We start from the raw sequence: 19,673 nt of genomic DNA on the forward strand, positions 1-19,673 counted from the left end.
CCACAGTTTGTCCATTTCGGCTGATATCCGTAATGAAAGAGAGGGTTACATATGAGATTATTTGAAATACTTTTAGTTCTATCCTGTTTCGCTTTACTCGTAGATCTATTGTTTATTAAAAGAAGTGCAAAGAAAACAGGATTGGGTTTGGCTATAGGAAGTAGCGTGATATTTGTAGTTCAATTGTTGGTTGAAGGATACAGATGGCAATTACTTCTGGTATATATCATGACGGCTCTATTCATACTCATCGTTTCATTCAGGCATTCAGGTAAGATGGTGAATCTAAAAATAGGAAAGCTGTTGAAATATAGTTTATCTTCCCTAATCGTCATTCTGCTTGTGGGTTCTACCGTCTTGTCTGCATACTTACCTGTTTTTGATTTGCCGGAGCCTGATGGCCCAGAGAAAGTGGGTACTCAAACCTTTCATTTTACGGATCAAAACAGAGATGAAGTTTTAACTGAAGATCAAAGCGATAAGAGGGAGCTAATGGTTCAAGTTTGGTACCCTACTGAAAATAGGAATAACAACAAGCGTGGAACTCTTTTTCCAAGTGATAAAGAAATGTTCAAAAAGTATATTCAGAGCTTCTCTACTTCTTTAAAGCTGCCCGCCTTTGTGCTCGACTACTGGAAGTATAATAGAACCAACTCTTATGAAAATGTAGAAATATTACCTTCTACAAGCCCTTATCCCTTGGTACTGCTATCTCATGGCATGGGAACCAGTAGAGTTTTACAGGCATCACAGGCCGAGAATCTGGCCAGTCATGGTTTTGTCGTAGTCACAATCGATCATACGTACAGCACCTTTGCTACTATTTTTCCGGATGGCCGTGTAACGGATTATAAAACAAAGATGACAACCATAGATGATCGTACAAAAATCGGGAATATATGGACAAAAGATGTGGAGTTTGTAATCGATCAAATTGAAAAGCTGAATTCAGGTGCAATTGAAAGTCAATTTAAAGGGAAGATCGATTTAAAAAACATAGGCGTGATGGGGCATTCTTTTGGGGGTGCAACGGCGTTTAATACAACTTATTTAGATCAAAGAGTCAAGGCCGGGGTCAATATGGACGGGTCACTAAATGAAGTGGAAAATAGAGATGATATAAACAAGCCGTTTATGTTCATCAGATCGGGAAGTTTTAAAGACTGGTTAGTCAATTTTGAAAATGATAGAAATTCGGATAATGAAGTCAATAAATTTCTCTCAGATGAGCTGCATATTATGAAAAATGTTAGCGAACATGGGGGAAATGTGATTTATGTAGAAGGAACGCAGCACTTCAATTTCACGGACCTTCAATTCTATTCGGAGTTAATTAAACTGTCGGGGATAACAGGAGATATCAATGGTAAAAGAGGATCAAGCATTGTTAATCAATATGTACTCGATTTCTTTAATAAACAACTAAAAGGAACGGGTGGAAATCTGATTCAGGGACCGAGCGACATGTATCCAGAGGTGAAATTTATAGACCCGGAAGAACTCTAATCAACCAAAACATTTAAACTCAGAATGAGAAATACACTTCAATGGTCTATCTCAATGCCTTTGCAGTATATGACCAGACGGGTATTTGTATTAATCACACCGTGGTCAGCGGTAAGAATGAGGTCATCTTGCCTGAGAACGGACGTATTGTATTTGCAGGTGAGGCTGGCTCCCAATTTGAAATTTCATTAAACGAGTAAGAATATGGGAAAACACAAGTGAAGATATGTTTGCATTAGAAGTCGCGAGAAATCGCGGCTTTTTTCCGTTTGTCAGCGAAACTGGACTAAAGTCGGGGCTCCAATCTCATTCGCAGGCCTAATGTTAGTACTCTTTCCAGGGTGATATACTGAACAGGACTTCGGATTTGCAGCGGAAGTGGAATCGTAAAGATGGAAGGACTGGAGATACGTTATGCAGAAAAAAACAGGTTTGTTGATCGTTGCGGTGGGTGTGCTGCTGCTGATTATTACGATGAACCCGATAAAAATCTTTTCGGGTATCAACTTCGGCTTTTCATTGGATACTCAAGAAATCAGCGAAGGGCAGACCTTCGACGCAAACGATTACCGTCACTTGAACCTTCACACAGGAAGCAGTGATATCCATTTCGTTCAAGGGAATACCGATCAGATTAAGGTTAGCCTAGACGGAAAAGTAAGCCCAAAGTGGGCGGATCAAGTGAAGCTGAAGGCAGAACCAAACGGTGATACGCTGGAGCTTGGGATAGATGTACCCCAAGGTATCGACGTGGGCGTACGGATCATGCATCTGGATCTGACGGTGGAGCTGCCGGAGAAACAATGGTCATCCGCCGAGATTGACAGCAGCAGCGGCGATATCGAAATCGCGCGATTGCAGGGAGATTCGGTTACGATCAAGGCAAGCAGCGGTGATGTCGACGTGCAGCAAGTGAAGGGCGGCGAATGGGTCATACACACAGGCAGCGGTGACATTAAAGCCGAGGAGATTGCTGCTGATTCGATCCTGTTGGAGTCAAGCTCCGGCGATATATCGGCCGAACGCTATGAGGCTTCGGAGTTAAGCTTTCAGAGTGGCAGCGGCAAGGTCGTACTGAAGGGCGGAGAATCAGCGATACAAGGAAAAACGGGATCCGGAAGTATACTTCTTGAAGCGGACGGGATCATGCATGAAACCGATCTTCGATCAGGCAGCGGCCGTGTGACCATCGATCTCGCTAAAGAGCCTTCCTCGCTGGAAGTTGATTTTGAAGGAAGCTCCGGCAATTGGGATTTGAAGTGGGACGGAATCCGTTATGAGGGTAATGACCAAGACGAGAACCGATTAAAGGGAACGTTCGGCAATGGCGGCGTGATATTAAAGGTTCGCACAGGGTCCGGAAATTTCACATTGAAATAACGAATGAGTGCTCATTTGGTTTGCAAAAAAGTAGAGACATCCGGGATCGGATGTCTTTTTTGCTCGCATGGAATCGACAGCAGCCCGTATAATGGAGAGGGTTTCGCCCTAAGCCTGACGCCATCGAAACTCCATCCGAGAAGAATACATTCTTTGAAGGATATGGAAAAAGGATAATAAATGAGCAGGAATACACGTACTTTGAAGAAGGACTGTATGCATTTTTCTAGCTTAAACCTGGTGAACTGGACATGGGACCAGGTTCAATATTATAGTTAAAAGAATGAAGTTAACGAACGTTAGTTTTAATAGCAGCTGCTGAATTTCTTCTGTATGAAGTGGCGCAACATTTTACTAAACGTTACATAAGTGAGGGAGGACATATATGGAACAACCCCGCATTTGGCCGGATCGGTTCAAGCGATTTTTTCTGAACAACAAGTTTGTACTTCTGCTGCTCATTCTGCTTCTGGCGGGAGTCAACATACTGGTGCTGAGCAAGATTTCATTTGTGCTGCACCCGCTCGCCGTGTTGATCAAGACGATCGTATTGCCGATCATACTGTCCGGAATACTGTATTATCTGCTTAATCCCCTTGTGGATATCATGGAAAAGAGGAATATCAAACGCGGATGGTCCATACTTATCCTGTATTTGGCTATTGCGGGTATACTGACGGTGGTCGTGCTTGCGGTCATTCCGGTGCTGCGCAATCAAATTACGGGACTGATTGACAATTTCCCGAGATATAGCGAGAATGTTAGGCTGCAATTCGAGGAGCTTACGGGCAGTCAGTTGTTTAGTCAGCTTCAGGATGCAGTGAGCATTAACTCTCAGGATTGGTGGAATACCCTTACTCAGAAAGCTACGGAAATATTCAACCATACATGGGCCAGAGTGGGCGGGTTCCTGGGGGCTTTTACCGAGATTGTGTTGTCGATCGTGACGGTGCCATTCGTTCTGTTTTATATGCTGAAAGACGGCAAAAAGCTGCCGCAGAAGATTTTGTCTTTCCTGCCAACCAAGAGCCGTTCCGGCATATTCCACGTACTTCAAGACATTAATCACCAGATCAGCTCGTTTATCCGTGGACAGATTATCGTCAGCTTTTGTATCGGTATTCTGCTCTATATCGGTTACATGATCATTGGTCTGGACTATGCACTTATATTGGCCATCATTGCCTCGTTTACGAGTATCGTACCTTACCTGGGGCCAGCGATCGCGATTACACCAGCGCTGATTGTGGCTCTGGTTACTTCTCCCGTGATGCTGCTGAAGATGGTGGCAGTCTGGACGATCGTACAGTTAATCGAAGGCAAGTTTATCTCACCACAGATTATGGGCAAAACGCTTAAAATTCACCCGATCACGATTATCTTCGTTATTCTCACATCGGGTAATCTGTTTGGTGTCGTCGGCATTCTGCTGGCCGTTCCCGGGTATGCGGTGCTTAAGGTTTGCGCAACCCACATCTTTAAATGGTTTAAAGACACATCAGGGCTATATGATTCACCGCCAAACCATCTGAAGTAATCGAACTCCCGTCCAACGGCGATCAGCCGGAAGGCGGGAGTTTCTGCTTCATGAACAATGATCATAGTATCAACGTTCTCGTAAATATCTACAGCACAGCCAGATCTGAACCGTTGACTTTAGTCCTTAGGGCAACGTGTACATTGAAATGGAACAAAGATTCGGACTTGAAGCGTTCATCCGTATACCAACAAAAAGAATGAGGTGATCCCATGCTGTCCATCGGAGAATTCTCGAAAATATGCGAAGTATCTACCAAAACGCTTCGATATTATGCGGAGATCGGATTAATTCTTCCCGATGAGATTAACCCGGAGAACGGTTACAGGTATTATTCCATCAGTCAGCTCAAAAAGATGCTTTTTATCAACCGTTTGAAATCCTATCATTTCTCCCTGGAAGAAATTAAAGCTATTCTGGAACGGGAAGAAGATCCATCTGAAGAACTGCTCTGTGCAGATCTATGTCGTAAGAGAAGGGAGATGCTGGAGAAGCTGAATGCTATAGAACACACTTTGAAATTAATGAGTCTTGATATCTCAAATTTAGAGAAAGGCGTCCCCCTGATGTCGTACCTCGACAGCATTGAAGTAGAACTCGTTGAAACCCCGTCCATCCGAATTCTTAGTATGCGTCAGATGATAAGAGGTGACGACTACGCTCTAGGATATGGAACATATTTCGGGAGTTTGTACGAACAGATTGCAACTGAAAAACTCACCTTGCTGGGTACGCCCATGACGATTTATCACAGCTCTGAATACAAGCCTGACGGCAATGATACCGAGTTTGCCATCCCGATCGAGGAGACGGTAGAGGGGACGCGAGATTTGTCTGGAGGTCTATGTGCGAAGTCTGTCCTAAAGGGCTCATATTCGGAGCTGACTTCGGTATATGCAGCCCTTATGGAATGGGTTGAACGCGAGGGATACGAATTGGAGAATTCGCCATATGAAGTTTATATAACCGACCCTAAACGAGCCACGGGTTCTGAGGACTTCGTGACCGAGGTGTATTTTCCAGTGAAGAGAAGGAGGGGCTGATGATGCAGCATTATGAATGGCCAACCGGAGAATGGCAAACTGAGGATCCTGCAGTTTTGGGAATGGATGTAGAGAAGCTGTCAGAGCTTGAGTCTGCCATTAATTCCGGGTACAGCAATATAAACGGAATCGTGGTTGTGAGGCATGGGCATATTGCTTATGAGCGATATTACAATGGCTATGGCCCGGATGATGCGATTCATGTCGCATCCGTAACAAAAAGCATATTGTCTGCCCTTATTGGTATAGCCATTGATGAAGGATGCATTCAAACGGTGAACCAGAAGGTGCTGGATTTTTTCCCTGAGTATGCTCCTGATGCTATTGATCCGCAGAAGCAGGAAATCACAATACGCCATCTGCTGACAATGACGGCTCCTTATCCATTCGAGGACTGGCATGAACCCCTCGATAAGCTGTGCATGCAGCCTGACTGGGTGAAGTATACGCTGGATATGCTGGGGAAGGGCGGAGATATTGGTGCATTTAAGTATTCAACCGCTGGGGCGCATCTGCTGTCAGCCATTCTTACTCGCAGTACGGGACAAAATGCTCGCGCTTATGCGAACGAGAGATTGTTTAAGCCTATTGGCATGAACGTAATTCCGGATTACGGGATGATATCATTCGGGTTTGAGGATCTGTTTGGGAAGAACGTGAAAGGATGGGTTGAAGATCCCCATCGTCATTCCACGGGAGGATGGGGGCTTACGCTTCGTCCCCGCGATATGGCACGAGTGGGTCTCCTCTATTTGAACCGCGGCTTATGGGATAACCGCCAGATCATATCGGGGTCCTGGATTGATGAATCTACAACGATGAATCCCCATAACTATGGTTATTTATGGTGGCTGCGCGAAGAAGACGGCGTACGTGCCAACCTGGCGTTAGGCGATGGCGGCAATGTGATTTGCTGTATTCCGGAAATGGAGCTGGTCGTAGCCATTGCCTCCGAGTTCATCATGAATCCCCGGGACAGGTGGGCACTGATTAAGGAATACATCATCCCGGCTGTTATAGACTAAAGGTAAGCGACAAATGGCCCCTATCTTGTTAAAAGCGAGGGCCATTTGTCGCTTATATTTGTTTATGTTGCTTCCCGTACCAATCCTTGTTTTAAGCGGTCCAGCTGCAGAAGATGATGCCGGTAGTGCATTTCAACAAGCAAAAACCATTCCTCCGCACACAGTCCACCGAATGACGGATGGGGCATTGTATTCTCTTTGGACGTTTTTTTAAGGCTCGGTTCGATCTCCTTCATTCTCTGGATAACCGTGTGTAACCCTTGAATGAGCTGCTCCTTGCTTGCTGGCTGCTTCGGCGTATATTGTGGGGAAGGTGGAACATGAATTCGAATGGGCGGGAAGCTTCCTTGAGCAAATACAGCTGCACCAAGCTCGGTTTTTTCCGTTCGAGGAACCAAGGGATCTTGGCTTGGCATCAAGCATTGATCCAGATTACGAAGCTGCATATCAAGCGCCGAACTGATGAGATGTTGAACCATCTGTCCGATAGACCACTCGTTGTCACTTGGCACTTCCTTCAACTGCTCTATATTGAATTGATCCAGTTCGTGAATATAATGTGTCGCAGTTTCTTCAAAACGTTGTAGTGCTTCTTTTGTTGTAATCATCATGGATCAGCTCCTTTAGTCTTCTTCTTATCTAAATATACAAAAACGCTACTGACACCATTATGTCAGTAGCGTTTTAACGTTTTTTCCAGTTCGTTTCTAACCCGATGTCGGAAGGATTCCGGCTCCAGCACAACCACTCCGGCTCCCCAGCCAAGCACCCAATGCAGCAATTCCTCAGGCTGCCGAACGCGAAGGTTCACCAGCAAACCTTCCGCTTGTTCCTCTATGGTGTCTATATAGAAGTTGTTCGATTCCCTTACCTTATCGGCAATGTCAGGTTGGACCCAGATGCGCACTCTGACGTTACGATCGTCTGGAGGCTGGTATACATCTAAATGAAAATCTGCTGGCAGCATAAATCTATCTTCCAGTTCGATCAGCTCCGTCATTCGGGACAACCGGAAATGACGGATATCTTGACGCAATTCACACCATGCAATGAGTACCCATGATCCTTGATGAAGCACAAGTCCATAAGGAGCAACCGTACGAACACTTTGGCGGTTCCCATTAGCTTCAGCGATTCTTTTGGAATAGTGAAAACTTATTTTCCTCTCCTCCAGTATCGTCCGGCGAATCACTTCCAAGTATGTCTTCTCTTGTATTCGTGTTTTATCTTCAGCGGTTGCTAGCAAACGAAAGCTCTTGCGAATCCGGGTTGCCTCACTGCGGATCGGTTCCGGAAGAATGGCTTCAATCTTCTTTCTAGAAGTGCGAGACTTACTGCTGTAGTGGGTATCGAACCACTGCTCGATAAAATCTGTCCCAATGAGTAACGTCACTGCTTCTTCCACCGTGAAACTGACAGGCGGCAGGAAATACCCCTCCATTAAGGAGTATCCCTGACCTGGAGCCCCTATCACGGATACGCCAGCTTCACTCAAAGCCTGAATATCCCTGTAGATTGTCCTCACGCTTGTTTCAAATATAGCGGCCAAATCCTCGGCTCGTAACACTTCGTTACGCTGCAGCTCAAGCACTATGGCTAATAAACGATCCGTTTTGTTCATTGCAATGCATCCTTTACCGAGAGATTCGCTACCTATTAAAATTCAAGATCCCCCTAATTAATAGGGTACCTTAAAAGATTGTTTATATGGCATCACTTCTCATTATTCTACTACAAATAGGCGAAAACTATAAATTAGCTGTTGATATTTCCAGATAGACAATTGGTGCGGATTGCATTTACAGGTGGGTAGTATTTTACGCTTACGACTAAAACGAGGCAGCCGCCCTTACACTTGGGTGGCTGCCTCGTTTTATGATGTAAGGTGTTTCTTTTTGCTGAATGATTCTATCGGTATACACGAACGGGCAGGGAGGAGAGCATTTGTCCCGCTGCGGATGGAGTCAAGTTATCTTCAAGCTTAAAGCCTGGCACAGCTTCAATCCGAGAGAATTTATCCATGAAGAGGCCAATCCCGGTATTAGCCTCTAATCGGGCAAGCGGAGCACCCAGGCAAAAATGGGGTCCGTTGCCAAAGGTCAAATGCTGTTTGTTGTTGGGACGATGAATATCCAATGTGAAGGGGTTATCAAATACCTCCTCGTCCATGTTTGCAGCGCTCATCCACGCAACAACCACATCGCCTTTTTTCAAATCAACCCCAAGCAAGTTATTGTCCTGTTTGACGGTCCGATCCATTTTGGCAATATTAAACCGATAACGGAGCATCTCCTCCATGGTATTAGGGAGCAGCTCGCGGTTATTTCGAACTTCAGCATAGATTTGGTTATTATCATACAGGAATGCGTAGAATGTATTGGCTAACAGATGGCTTGTCGTTTCAATACCGGCACCTAAGATAAACATCGTGGTTCTTACGATTTCGTCATCGGTCAATCGGTCACCATCCACCTCGGCTTGAATCAAATCTGAAATAATGTCGTCTGATAGGTTTGCTCTTTTCTGAACGATATGAGGGTAGAGATAACTGTAATACTCTTTAGCCGCTCGTCGTTTCAGCTCATTTACGCTTTCAGTATTTTCTTTGGGGATGGGAAGGAATAAATCGTATACCCATTGTTGAAACAATTGTCTGTCCTGTGAAGGAACGCCGAGCAAGTCTGCGATCACGATCGTAGGCAGAGCGCTGGCAAAATCCTTAACAACATCAATGACCTCGGCTTCTTCCATCTCATGGATAAGTTCGTTCACGATCTCCTGAATCCGGGGCTCCCACAGCTTCAAGCTGCGAGGAGTAAATGCGGCAGAGAGCAGGGAGCGGCTTTTTCTGTGTTCCGGAGGATCTGTCATCAGGTTAAACTTGCCCATATGTTTACCCTCATCATTATCTGCGCCTACGCTGATGGTTGTGCGCATCCTCACATTGGAGAAGTGATCGTAGTCGCTAAGCACTCGCTTGACGTCTTGGTAACGGAAGACATTCCAGGTATCGGTTGCCTGATTATAGCTTACCGGTTCATTTTGCAGTTTGTGTTTGTACCACACATAAGGGTTGAATTCCTCGGTTGGCGATTGAAATTGAGTAATTTCCTCTAAAGAGATAATTTCATTATTCATATCTTTCCTCCCAACTGCTAAATTTTAGTAGAGTTAATTTAACACATGTTATTTTAACATATATAAACAAGGGGAGAATCTTGCTAATGGCCTAAGACAAAAGGACCCTAATCGTCTTTATTTGTCGAGTTATGATTGAAGAACGAATTCGTAGGCTGTAAGCTTACTATATTCGTACAAAAAGAACATTGAATCTAATGGAGAGGTAAGAATACATGTACATTGAACTACTTATATTGATCCAGATCGAAATGGCTCCTAAGCATGGATATGAGATCAAGAAGGAAATACAACGGGATTTAGGTTATTTAACAGATGTTAACCACAATATGTTATATCCCACTTTGCGCCGATTTACGGAACAGGGTTTGATTACTAAAAAAATAAACGAACAGGATGGTAAACCCAATCAATTCGTTTATGAAATAACCGAGGCGGGTAAAACCAAAATTACGGATCTTATCAACGCATTTTCGGAGAAAGACGCCAAGCATCAAATCGAATTTCTCATCCGAGTGTCGCTATTTCAGCGCATTTCTCGGGATAATCAACTCCGAATATTAAACATGAGAAAAAAAGACCTGGAAGCGCTTTGGGAAGATCTTAAGAAGCGGGAAGGCAAACACGTGGACGATGGGTACAGAAATGAAGTTCTGCAAGTTTCCATATCCCAAGTAAAGGGAGAAATGCTGTGGATTGATGAGTTGATTCGTAAGACGGACAGCTAGAGAGGCATCTTGAAGGCTTTTGTATGAGAGGATAGAGGGTTATGACTCAAAATGTATTCGTACGATAACGATAAGAGCAGAACAGCAGCAGGGAGGATTCAACATCATGGTAATACACAAAAGAGCAGCCATCCTCATTTTCTTATTCCTTGTATTGATATCTATCGTCTTACTTATTAACAACAAGACAAACCGGGTTAATCAAGAAACGAATGCAAAATACTACAGCGGTTTTATGTCCAATGTCATGACATTGAAGACAGTCATGGATCAAGCGGTCGATACAGACTCCGATCCTGAATCAACCGCAATCGCTATGTTTGACGTATTGTCCAATATCGCGTTCATTCATGATCGATTGAATCTGATGATGAATGAGACGACCCACGGGAATGAATATGCTTCCCTGAAGGATCAATTTTTGAGATTAAGATATTCATATGAATCTCTTGTACGGAGTCAGCTAATGAAAAGGGACAGATCCGATTCCGAAAAAAAATTAAGCTTCACGCAGCAGCAGCTTCAACTCTTCATCAATGATCTGCCCAAAGAATACGAGAATTCTAAAGCGTTTTTCATTCTTCTTCATAAAGCGGAAGCGCATATTAAGCCATTAGAATACATGAACTTCCCTTAATGGATCTGACTCTAGTGATAGGAATCTAATCATTCAATCCTTTGCCATCAAGGATGTGCTGCACATGTTTCTCGACTCTTGACTCCCGCGTCTTGGCTTGTTTGGCTTGATTAATATAATGTACGTAAGCACGCTTGCGACCAGGGGTCAAGGCTTCAAAAGCCGTTTGCAGGCCTGGGACTTCATCGAATTTATGTTGAAGCTCTTCAGGAATGACAAGCTCATCATTCTTTTTGAAATCCACGGTCAAGCCGGCTTTTTCAATTTCGATGGCTTCATGAATATAGGCTTCCAAGACAGTTTCCATTTCGATGATCTGTTCAACATGGGTGAACCGAATTTGACGACCTGCTTGTACGTTTTCTGTCTGTTGAATAAGAATGCCGTGTGGATCCTTTAACAAAGCACCTTTGATAAACAGAACCGCACAATATTCCTTGAAGCCATGGATCAATATGATGTTCTTGTTCTGAAACGTGTAACAAGGATGCATCCACTTAAAGTCTTCGGTCAGCTGACAGTCCAGAATAATCTCCCTCAGCTTCTCGGATTCTGCCTTCCATTTCTTGATTTTACGCAGATATCCATCCACCTTAGGATTAGTATTCGTCATTAAGAAGCACTCCTTCATTTATCTCGCATCAACGTTCTATATGGCTTAATTGTAATGATTTTTAATGGATTGTACAGTTTCTGTCTCTATATATCAATATGGCCACGCCCTCTCCCTTATATAAGGGGGGCTATGCATTGTGATCAGAAGAAGCGGGGATTATAGTATAATGTACGCAATACGATGAAAATATCGTTTGGATTTTAGGAGGGAAGCCACATGGACGTTTTTGCAGATTATTTGAAGGGCATCGACAACCCGGACCATCGAGCGCGAATGGAGGAAATCTTCGCCTGGATTGTTGGGAAGTTTCCGAATTTAAAGCCGAAAATCGCGTGGAACCAGCCGATGTTTACCGATCACGATACCTTTATTATCGGCTTCAGCGCATCCAAGCAACATATGGCCGTTGCCCCTGAAAAGGCAGGGATTGTCCGTTTCTCGGAGGACATAGTGCAGGCAGGTTATGACCACACGAAGGAACTGGTCCGTATCCGATGGGACGGCCCGGTGGACTATTCGTTACTTGAGAAGATGATCGAGTACAATATAGAAGATAAGGCAGACTGTTCTACTTTTTGGCGAAAATAGAGTAGTTTGGATGTCCGATGTAAGAAGCCCAATACCCGGCAAGACGTCTGGGCTATAGTGAAAAATAGTGATCATAGAAGAGCAGCAGACCTGCCCGTCTCTAACGGGTGGCAGGTCTGCTGCTCGTTGCATTATAGCGTTATTATTTGGTCCATGTACCGAGCTTATAAGCTCCATCAGCAAGCTTGTCGGTGTTCGCAAAATCAACCCCCGGACGGTTGGTTGAAGGGTCCAGGATGGCGATGGCCAGTTCATAGGTGCCGCTTGGCAGTGTGCTGGTAGAGATAGAGCCTGAGACTGTGTGCATTCCCGTTCTCCAGGTTCTCAAGTCCGCTGACGTGGATTGACGTGCCACGATGGTGCCCCCACTGCGAAGCTGAATTTCAACAGGCCAGTTGAACGGGAAGTGCTGAACGCCCTTGTTCTCCACGTGGATGGATACATCCAGCGTGCTTCCGTTATTCGCTTGCGGGTACGCTGCTTTGTTCACAACAAAGTGATAACCCATTCGTTTCTTAAGTATGTTCATATTGCCTTGCAATGGATTGCCCAGGGACAAGGAAGCTGGAGCATTCGGTCCCAGCCAGCTCGGTTTGCTGAGCTCCGTTTGCCGGAGCGTCTCATTAAAGCCGCTGCCTGTCGTAAGTGCAGCATTCATGCCATAGGCACCACCGTAAAATTCACCGCCAGAAACACGGGTGTCCCAGAAGTTGGCGTGATTGGGCTGCTGCTGACCGATATCGTCCCAATATCCGTTCTGTGTGCCCGTATACCAGCCCCATTCGGAATCGAAGCTCGGCTGATCGCCGAACACATCGTTGTACATGCCGAGAATGAGGCCTTTGTTATTATTCTTGGCCAATTCCACGCTCCGTCTGATCAATAACTGCGTATGATCCTCCTGAGCGGCAAAGGCATCAATATAGTGTTGAATGTACTGGTTGGATATGGAGTTTGGAGGGAATGCGCCTGTGTAGTTGCTTTCCCCGTTCGGCCCTACGTAGGGCCAAGTGTGAAATTCTGCCCAATGGCCCAGCGAACCGATCTGCACAAACGCAATCGGGCTGTCAGGCGTGTTGTAATGTGCAGCAATGGCCTCAATGGCAAGTTTGTGTCTCGCAATCAGATAGTCAGAGCTGTAATTCGGGGAGAAGCCCGTATTGTTGCCAGCTCCCATACCTCCGGTTGCATCTTGATAAGCGGTGCCGGGCGACTGTCCCAGACTGACCATATCGTTATACAGCCAATCGGGAATATCCCGGTGAGGCACGCCGGTAGGACTATCGAGAATAAAGCGCAGCACGACCTTGACGCCGCGGCTTTGCCAATAGCTGAAATGATTGGCCGCTTCGATGGCATCGAAATCATAGCTGCCTTTGGTCGGCTCCAGCTCCTTCCAGGTGACACCGACATAAACCAGACGGTGGTCCTGGGGATAGCTGGTGGATTTCGCTGAAGGAGCCCAGCCCTTGAACGGGTTGTTAAGCGGATCATTCAGCTCAGGCGGATAAAATTCGATCATATTTCCTCCGGGACTTCTCTCATTAATGGTATAGACGGGGAGTGATTGGTTCTGCGCCGGCAGCCGATTCACATTCGAATTGTTGTCGAGATACCCGATATTTACGGTACTGCCTACTGTGAGTCCAAGCGTGGAGAGTGGAATGGCTGCCTCGATTGTTGATGAGGTCCGTACATATTGCGAAGAAGACAGCGTGGATGACCAATCCCAATTCCAGCTGCTTCCGTCACCTGAATAACGGTATAGCGATTGATTCTCAAGCAGCCATTCAATCCCGGTTGTGCCCCAACCGTAGGCTTGATAACCAGTGGAAGCATTCCCGTCTGTATTCAGCCAGAAACTCCCCATAGTGGTGCTGAGACCTGAGCCTTCGACAAGTAAATAAAGGTTCACGTCATCGTGGGAAGCCTTTAAGACTCTGGCTGTCCCGGAATTGGTGGAGATTGCCGGAATACCTGCCCAATCGCTTGAGTCACCGTCTACGACGATAGATGCAGCTTCCGCAGCCGAAATAAAGGGTGAAACAGGGAACAAGGTAAGAAGAATAGCCGTCATCGTAACAAGAATAAATGTCAATTTCATTGAATTACCGCGTGTTTTCATCAAGAACCTCCTTACAATATGATGGGTTGCCTGTACAGCTGCATATCCAGCATTCTTCCAGCTTGGAAAATCAGTCTATTGGATTCGAAGCGCTCACCCCCTTTCATAAGCAGAATGTTCATGTACTATGAAAAAAGAGCACCGTGTCAGGGTGCTTGATCCTTGATTTGGCGCAGGTTGTTAAACCTGTACGTGTGTCGACCCCATACCTAAGTAGAGCTGCGTACGACCAAGCGGTTGGGCAGAATAACCTTCTTAGGCAGGAGAACGTTTCCGTTGATTCGGTCTAGTAAGTTATCGACAGCGACCATACCAATTTCTTTGGTTGGGATATCGATCGTGGATAGCGGAGGATTGGAATACTTGGAAACCTCGATATTGGAAAGTCCTATAACAGCCACTTCATGAGGAACAGAGATGCCGTTGTTGTACAAGCCATTGAGGGCCGCCATCGCCATCAGATCGCTGGCGGCGAAGAAGGCGGTAGGGTAATTCCTGGTTTTGCATAAATGATTTACTTTCTCGATACAGACCGCTTCATCCCACATGCAATCAATAACCCAATCTGAATTTACTGACAATCCGGCAGCATGCATGGTGGAATAGTAACCTCGATAGCGGCGGCTGTCTTTTAAGTTGCTTGTTAATCCGCTTCCCCCGATATAACCAATACGGGTATGTCCCTTCTCAATGAGATGGTTTACTGCCATAGAAGCTACATGGTAATGATCATAGCCCACATTGTCGATATCTCCGCGTTCCGTGTCAATGCCCACGATATAGGGGACCTGCTTGCGTATATACTCGTAAGTCTCGCTGTTCAAGGATTCCATAAGGATAAGGCCGGTAATCGGTTCACTGAAGGTGTTGAATAGAACCTTATTATCATTCAGCTCTATTCCTGTGCGAATAAAGGCAATGTTATATCCTGCACTGAGCAACCGCTCTTCCACACCCGATAGAATCGACATGAAATAAGGGTCGTTATATTTATCTTTTGTCACGCTCAGGATGCATCCGATTTTGATATGGGACTTGCTCTCGGCATCATCCTTGGGGGTAACCTTTCGCTTGGGGCTTGCGCTGATTTTATAGTTGAGCTGAGTAACGGCTTGCCATACCCTTTCTCGGGTTTCGTCGGTGATTTTATATTTCGTATCATTGTTTAGAACTCTGGATACGGTGGCAGTGGATACCTTGGCTAATTTAGCAACATCCCGAATCGTACTCATAAATAAACACATTCTCCTTTTAAGTTACTAATGATCACCATTTAGAGTTTATAGGAATGTTACATTCCAGACAATGATTACTCAAATCAGGATGTTTGTTACGTAATATTGTTACGTTGATTAATTTTGAGAATGTCTGCTATTTATAACTCATCATAACACATCTATGCCGCGCTATGTTACATGAAATTTTAAAAAAACGTAAATTTATATTGCAAGGTTAGGGGTGGGTGATATAACATGAGATTACTAAACAAAATGATAAAAATAGCAACAATAACGTAACAAATAACGTAACAAAATGCAAATTCGTTTAGCACTTGGTGGGGAGGTGATGCACGTGAACAGAGCAGTGACGGTTTATCCGGTGATATCCGATGACATCTTAAGCAATCCAGGCATCGGTTTTACAGCGGCACCGGGGTTAATGGGGGAGCCGGACCGAATCTATGATAATCGGGGCGAAGAACATAGCCAATATAAGTTCACCGAAAACGGCAGAACCTTCAATCATCCCGACAGCAAAGTGTATTTCTGCAGTGCACGCTGGAGGGACCTGGAAATCAGCAAAGGGGTTTTTCATTGGGAAGTGCTGGAGGAGAAGCTGGACTACGCCAAATCGATGGGCTGTACGGCTGTCGTTCGTTGTTCGCCCTATGCGTTAAGTGATGAGGATGATATCCCGGCGTGGTTTCGGGCGGAATTTCCGGAGGAACCCGAATTTCCATTCTGGAGAGTAGACCCACAGACGACCCCATACATAGCTTATTGGTCTGATTTTATCAAGGCGTTCGCGGCACGGTTTGACGGGCATCCGGTCATAAGTTCGGTGGATATGACGATTGTAGGGGCATGGGGAGAAGGCGGAGGAACCGAGTTTTTGAAGCCGGAGGCTATTTCGAGCATAACGGATGCCTATCTGGACGGTTTTAAAATAACGCCTCTCCAGGCACTCCTGCATGACCCGTTGTCAATCCGGATCATAAAGGAGCGTAAAGCTAAGGTAGGATTTCGTGTTGATTGCTTGGGCGATATGGGCGGGTTCCATGGCGACCAATGGTCCCATATGACGGATTTCTATCCTCAAAATATACAGAATTTTCAGATGGCCGATGCCTGGGAGAAGGCGCCGATTTTATTTGAAGCCTGTTGGCACATGAATGATTGGTATCTGCAGGGCTGGGATATTGATTATATCATTCAAGAAACGCTGAAGTGGCATATCTCTTCATTTAACAATAAAGGAACGGTCGTCCCGGAGCCGTGGAAAGAGAACATCAAGGCATGGCTGAACAAGATGGGATACCGCTTTGAACTGAGGAAATTCACATACGACTCGGAAGTGAGTGCGGGCGCAGAGCTCGGTATTGCTGCTCTGTGGGCGAATGTGGGAGTCGCTCCGATCTACAATCATTATTCACTTGTGGTAAAGCTTACAGGCAATAGTCAGACGTATACCCTTCGAAGTAGGGAAGACATTCGGGATTGGCTGCCTGATGTGGATATTGCTTGGGAAGAAAGTTTTACTTTACCGGAGGACATGCCGGAAGGAGAGTACAGCTTGGAGGTTGGCATCGAAACCGGGGTAGCCGAAATCGGCAATATCCAGCTTGCGATCGAGGGAAACCAGGACGGCTATTACCCGATGGGCAAACTATTCGTTGAACGGGGGAAAGAAGCGAAATGCTGAATGTGTTGAGTTATAACGAATGTACGGCAAGCTGCAATTTTGATGATCTGCCGGATGGATTGGAAGCAAAATATAACCGCTATGAACCGAATCGGAATCCGTTTCTCATTCCGCGCGAGTTTCTGCACGAACTCTTCGATCGATATCATATTCCAGAACATACACAGCAATGGCTCATTCATGGGATTGAGGCGATCGAACAAGATGCCGTGTTGTTTCACTTCACCAAATTCTTAGTAGATGATATGTGCTCTGCGCGAAATCGCTGCGATGAAACCCATTATACGAACATGACGCCTGGATGCATGAAGGAATACGGGGAGTTGTATTCATTTTTGTTGCTGCTGGCTTGCGTTAACCCTTCCATGCAAAGGCTGCAGGAGCGCTCCGTGCCCAAAGCGTATTACGAGCAGATTCCTCATCAACCGCTGAAAGTTCAGTTAGAGAAACTGGTTTTGCACGGTGATGCGAAGGTACATGATTTTCCGTGGGTGATGAATTTCTATACCTGTTCCATCTTTCTGTTAGATCGGTTTTACTTTATTCCCTACCGATTCGGGGATTCTTTCACGATGTTTCGTCATGTGGAGACACATGAAGTGATCGCCCTTGCGCATGCGGGGGAAGAGTTCCGCAGCGATGGACAAAGGAACGGAATCAATGACGTTTACGACCCTGAAGGCAGCTTCACTACGGAATGGCAGGAGAATGACATTTTTGTTATAGCTAACCGGATCAATCCCATGGGATTCGTGGAAAGAGAACCGACTCCCATCTTAAAGGCGGAATGGGTGCCTGTTCTGGAGCAGGGAGACATGCTCTTGGCGCTTCACATTCCAGCCGGACCCGGGTACACACCGGACAGATTGAAGAATTCAATGGCAATGGCGATAGCATTCTATGATCAATATTTTCCGGAATTAGCCATTAGAGGCTTCTGGAGTGCAAGCTGGCTTTATGATACGCGGTTAGGGCTTGTTTTGGACAATGAGAGCAGCAACATCGTGCATATCCAACGGCAATTTTATAATTATCCGACGATGGAGGGAGACGGTATGCTGCGTTATGAGGTCTTTGGGGATTGGAAGGCTGATCCGGTCCTAAATCCCGGGGAATGGACTACATCGCTGCAAAAAGCAGCGGCGGCATACATGAAGACGGGAGCCCGGTTTAATACACTAAGCATGGTGGTGCTAAGCGAAGAAATCGAGAAGATTGGGCTTAATCCCTACATCAAAGCCTCCGACATTGAAGAATTCCTCCAAACCGTTGACAGCCATATAAAGGGGAGTTAATCGGATGACCCCATACTCGCTTGAAAACTATGAAAAATATAAAACCGTAAAAATTCGGCCGGTTCCCTTACCGAATAAGAATCAAGATCCAAGCCACGGACAGTTTCAATATGTCCAATTGTCATGGAGGGAGCTGGAGCCGGCAAGAGGAGAATTTAGGCTCGAAGGGATAGAGGAAGCCCTGCGTGCTGCCCTTAATCCAATTCTAGTCCTGATGCCGGATTTGCCTGTGTGGGTGAAGAATGATGCCGATGATTGCTTTGCAGCCTTGATCCGAAAAGTCGGGAGTTATATCGGCTCGGACAGGCGCCTTACAGCCGTTCTGATATCCACCCTGTCTGACAGCAAGGAAGAATGGAACGCCTATATAGAGGCGTTTGACTCACAGACAATGCTGGCTGAGCTGCAGAATGATCGATTAATCCAATATGTAAAGGAACACAGTTGTGGATTTGGCCTGCTGGTGAGGTGCAGCGAAGCGAATTGGATCGAATGCTGCGAGGCGTTTGCCGTACAAAAGCTGCAGCATGTATGGAAGAGCCACCCGGTTGTCCTCCATGTGACTGATCTAGCGTGTGGTCCGAATATCAGACGGGAAGCATTGCGATGGCATGCAAGCCTCTCGAATGTGAATACAGGGCTTGGGTATGATCTTGCTCTGCGCAGGCTGACTTATCCGGAAACCGTGTCCAGCCATGGGAGCCTGCCACTGCGATTCTGGTTTGCCAACACGGGCAGTTCGAGGATTTATCGGGATTTTCAAATCTGCGTTCAGTTAAGGCAGGGAGAAGTATCCTATGAACTACCGCTGCACGCGGCTACCCACACATGGCTGACCGGGGACCATGTCCATAACGAGATGGTTCCATTGCCGGACATGTCGCCGGGAAGTTATACGCTGAGTATAGCCCTCTATTTCGAAGACCGTTCCTATGTCGCGCTGAATATACAAAACCGGCAGCAGAACGGATATTATGAGACAGGTTCAATACAAGTCGAAATCACCCATGAAGATCCACTGACGAATATATGGGATACGTATTATCCGGAAGGATATTATCCCTTGGAAGACCCTGTAGTTCCGGAGCAGGAATAGCTTGTTTGGCACAAATACGAGAACGCTGGAGGTCATA

The 19,673-nt window shown here is 45.8% G+C and carries 18 protein-coding genes; 12 read left to right on the forward strand and 6 right to left on the reverse strand.

The window, feature by feature from the left end:
* Window positions 1–51: 51 nt before the first annotated feature.
* The 6 genes from PVOR_RS14775 (at window position 52) to PVOR_RS14795 (ending at window position 6,491) form a co-directional block, all read left to right on the forward strand.
* Complete coding sequence (locus PVOR_RS14775; protein WP_006210104.1) at window positions 52–1,506, forward strand: alpha/beta hydrolase family protein; 1,455 nt, start codon at window positions 52–54, stop codon at window positions 1,504–1,506.
* Between the two features lie 41 nt (window positions 1,507–1,547).
* Window positions 1,548–1,706, forward strand: coding sequence for a hypothetical protein (locus tag PVOR_RS30665; RefSeq protein ID WP_006210105.1), 159 nt, complete (start codon window positions 1,548–1,550; stop codon window positions 1,704–1,706).
* 214 nt (window positions 1,707–1,920) lie between these two features.
* Window positions 1,921–2,886 (forward strand): DUF4097 family beta strand repeat-containing protein, encoded by a 966-nt coding sequence (locus tag PVOR_RS14780; protein ID WP_006210106.1) that lies wholly within the window; start codon window positions 1,921–1,923, stop codon window positions 2,884–2,886.
* A gap of 385 nt (window positions 2,887–3,271) precedes the next feature.
* A complete protein-coding gene (locus PVOR_RS14785) occupies window positions 3,272–4,423 on the forward strand; it encodes an AI-2E family transporter (RefSeq protein WP_006210107.1) in 1,152 nt (383 codons plus the stop codon).
* Window positions 4,424–4,635: 212 nt separating this feature from the next.
* Window positions 4,636–5,466 (forward strand): MerR family transcriptional regulator, encoded by an 831-nt coding sequence (locus PVOR_RS14790; protein WP_006210108.1) that lies wholly within the window; start codon window positions 4,636–4,638, stop codon window positions 5,464–5,466.
* 2 nt (window positions 5,467–5,468) lie between these two features.
* Window positions 5,469–6,491: a serine hydrolase domain-containing protein gene (locus PVOR_RS14795; RefSeq protein WP_040680653.1), complete on the forward strand. Its 1,023-nt coding sequence runs from the start codon at window positions 5,469–5,471 to the stop codon at window positions 6,489–6,491.
* Between the two features lie 62 nt (window positions 6,492–6,553).
* On the opposite strand, the gene PVOR_RS14800 is transcribed toward PVOR_RS14795, so the two are convergent.
* From PVOR_RS14800 to PVOR_RS14810, 3 genes are all read right to left on the reverse strand, one after another.
* Complete coding sequence (locus PVOR_RS14800) at window positions 6,554–7,099, reverse strand: DinB family protein (protein WP_006210110.1); 546 nt, start codon at window positions 7,097–7,099, stop codon at window positions 6,554–6,556.
* A gap of 65 nt (window positions 7,100–7,164) precedes the next feature.
* Entirely contained in the window at window positions 7,165–8,112 is a 948-nt protein-coding gene (locus tag PVOR_RS14805; protein WP_006210111.1) for a helix-turn-helix transcriptional regulator, read from the reverse strand.
* Window positions 8,113–8,399: 287 nt separating this feature from the next.
* Window positions 8,400–9,629 carry a cytochrome P450 gene (locus PVOR_RS14810; RefSeq protein WP_006210112.1) on the reverse strand — a complete coding sequence of 410 codons (1,230 nt, stop codon included), beginning with the start codon at window positions 9,627–9,629 and terminating at the stop codon, window positions 8,400–8,402.
* A gap of 215 nt (window positions 9,630–9,844) precedes the next feature.
* Between PVOR_RS14810 and PVOR_RS14815 the strand changes: the two genes are divergently transcribed.
* Window positions 9,845–10,357 carry a PadR family transcriptional regulator gene (locus PVOR_RS14815; RefSeq protein WP_006210113.1) on the forward strand — a complete coding sequence of 171 codons (513 nt, stop codon included), beginning with the start codon at window positions 9,845–9,847 and terminating at the stop codon, window positions 10,355–10,357.
* Between the two features lie 106 nt (window positions 10,358–10,463).
* Window positions 10,464–10,994, forward strand: a complete 531-nt coding sequence (locus tag PVOR_RS14820) for a hypothetical protein (protein WP_006210114.1) — start codon at window positions 10,464–10,466, stop codon at window positions 10,992–10,994.
* A gap of 25 nt (window positions 10,995–11,019) precedes the next feature.
* Here PVOR_RS14820 and PVOR_RS14825 read toward each other — a convergent pair whose 3' ends face one another.
* Entirely contained in the window at window positions 11,020–11,607 is a 588-nt protein-coding gene (locus PVOR_RS14825; RefSeq protein ID WP_006210115.1) for a YdeI/OmpD-associated family protein, read from the reverse strand.
* 219 nt (window positions 11,608–11,826) lie between these two features.
* Between PVOR_RS14825 and PVOR_RS14830 the strand changes: the two genes are divergently transcribed.
* Window positions 11,827–12,198, forward strand: a complete 372-nt coding sequence (locus PVOR_RS14830) for an iron chaperone (RefSeq protein WP_006210116.1) — start codon at window positions 11,827–11,829, stop codon at window positions 12,196–12,198.
* 142 nt (window positions 12,199–12,340) lie between these two features.
* Here the strand turns inward: PVOR_RS14830 and PVOR_RS14835 are convergent, their stop codons facing one another.
* Both PVOR_RS14835 and PVOR_RS14840 read right to left on the reverse strand, forming a co-directional pair.
* Window positions 12,341–14,323: a DUF4832 domain-containing protein gene (locus PVOR_RS14835; RefSeq protein ID WP_006210117.1), complete on the reverse strand. Its 1,983-nt coding sequence runs from the start codon at window positions 14,321–14,323 to the stop codon at window positions 12,341–12,343.
* Window positions 14,324–14,532: 209 nt separating this feature from the next.
* Window positions 14,533–15,555, reverse strand: coding sequence for a LacI family DNA-binding transcriptional regulator (locus tag PVOR_RS14840; protein ID WP_006210118.1), 1,023 nt, complete (start codon window positions 15,553–15,555; stop codon window positions 14,533–14,535).
* A 334-nt stretch (window positions 15,556–15,889) separates the two neighbouring features.
* On the opposite strand from PVOR_RS14840, the gene PVOR_RS14845 reads away from it, so the two are divergent.
* From PVOR_RS14845 to PVOR_RS14855, 3 genes are read left to right on the forward strand one after another with little or no spacing between them, the layout of a single operon-like run.
* Entirely contained in the window at window positions 15,890–17,245 is a 1,356-nt protein-coding gene (locus PVOR_RS14845) for a DUF4832 domain-containing protein (protein ID WP_419144512.1), read from the forward strand.
* Window positions 17,239–18,540, forward strand: a complete 1,302-nt coding sequence (locus PVOR_RS14850) for an acyltransferase domain-containing protein (protein WP_006210120.1) — start codon at window positions 17,239–17,241, stop codon at window positions 18,538–18,540. The genes PVOR_RS14845 and PVOR_RS14850 overlap by 7 nt, the downstream gene beginning before the upstream one ends.
* 4 nt (window positions 18,541–18,544) lie before the next feature.
* Window positions 18,545–19,636 (forward strand): DUF4832 domain-containing protein, encoded by a 1,092-nt coding sequence (locus tag PVOR_RS14855; RefSeq protein ID WP_006210121.1) that lies wholly within the window; start codon window positions 18,545–18,547, stop codon window positions 19,634–19,636.
* The last annotated feature ends 37 nt before the right edge of the window (window positions 19,637–19,673 follow it).

It is taken from the genome of Paenibacillus vortex V453 (assembly GCF_000193415.1).
GTDB lineage: Bacteria > Bacillota > Bacilli > Paenibacillales > Paenibacillaceae > Paenibacillus_AQ > Paenibacillus_AQ glucanolyticus.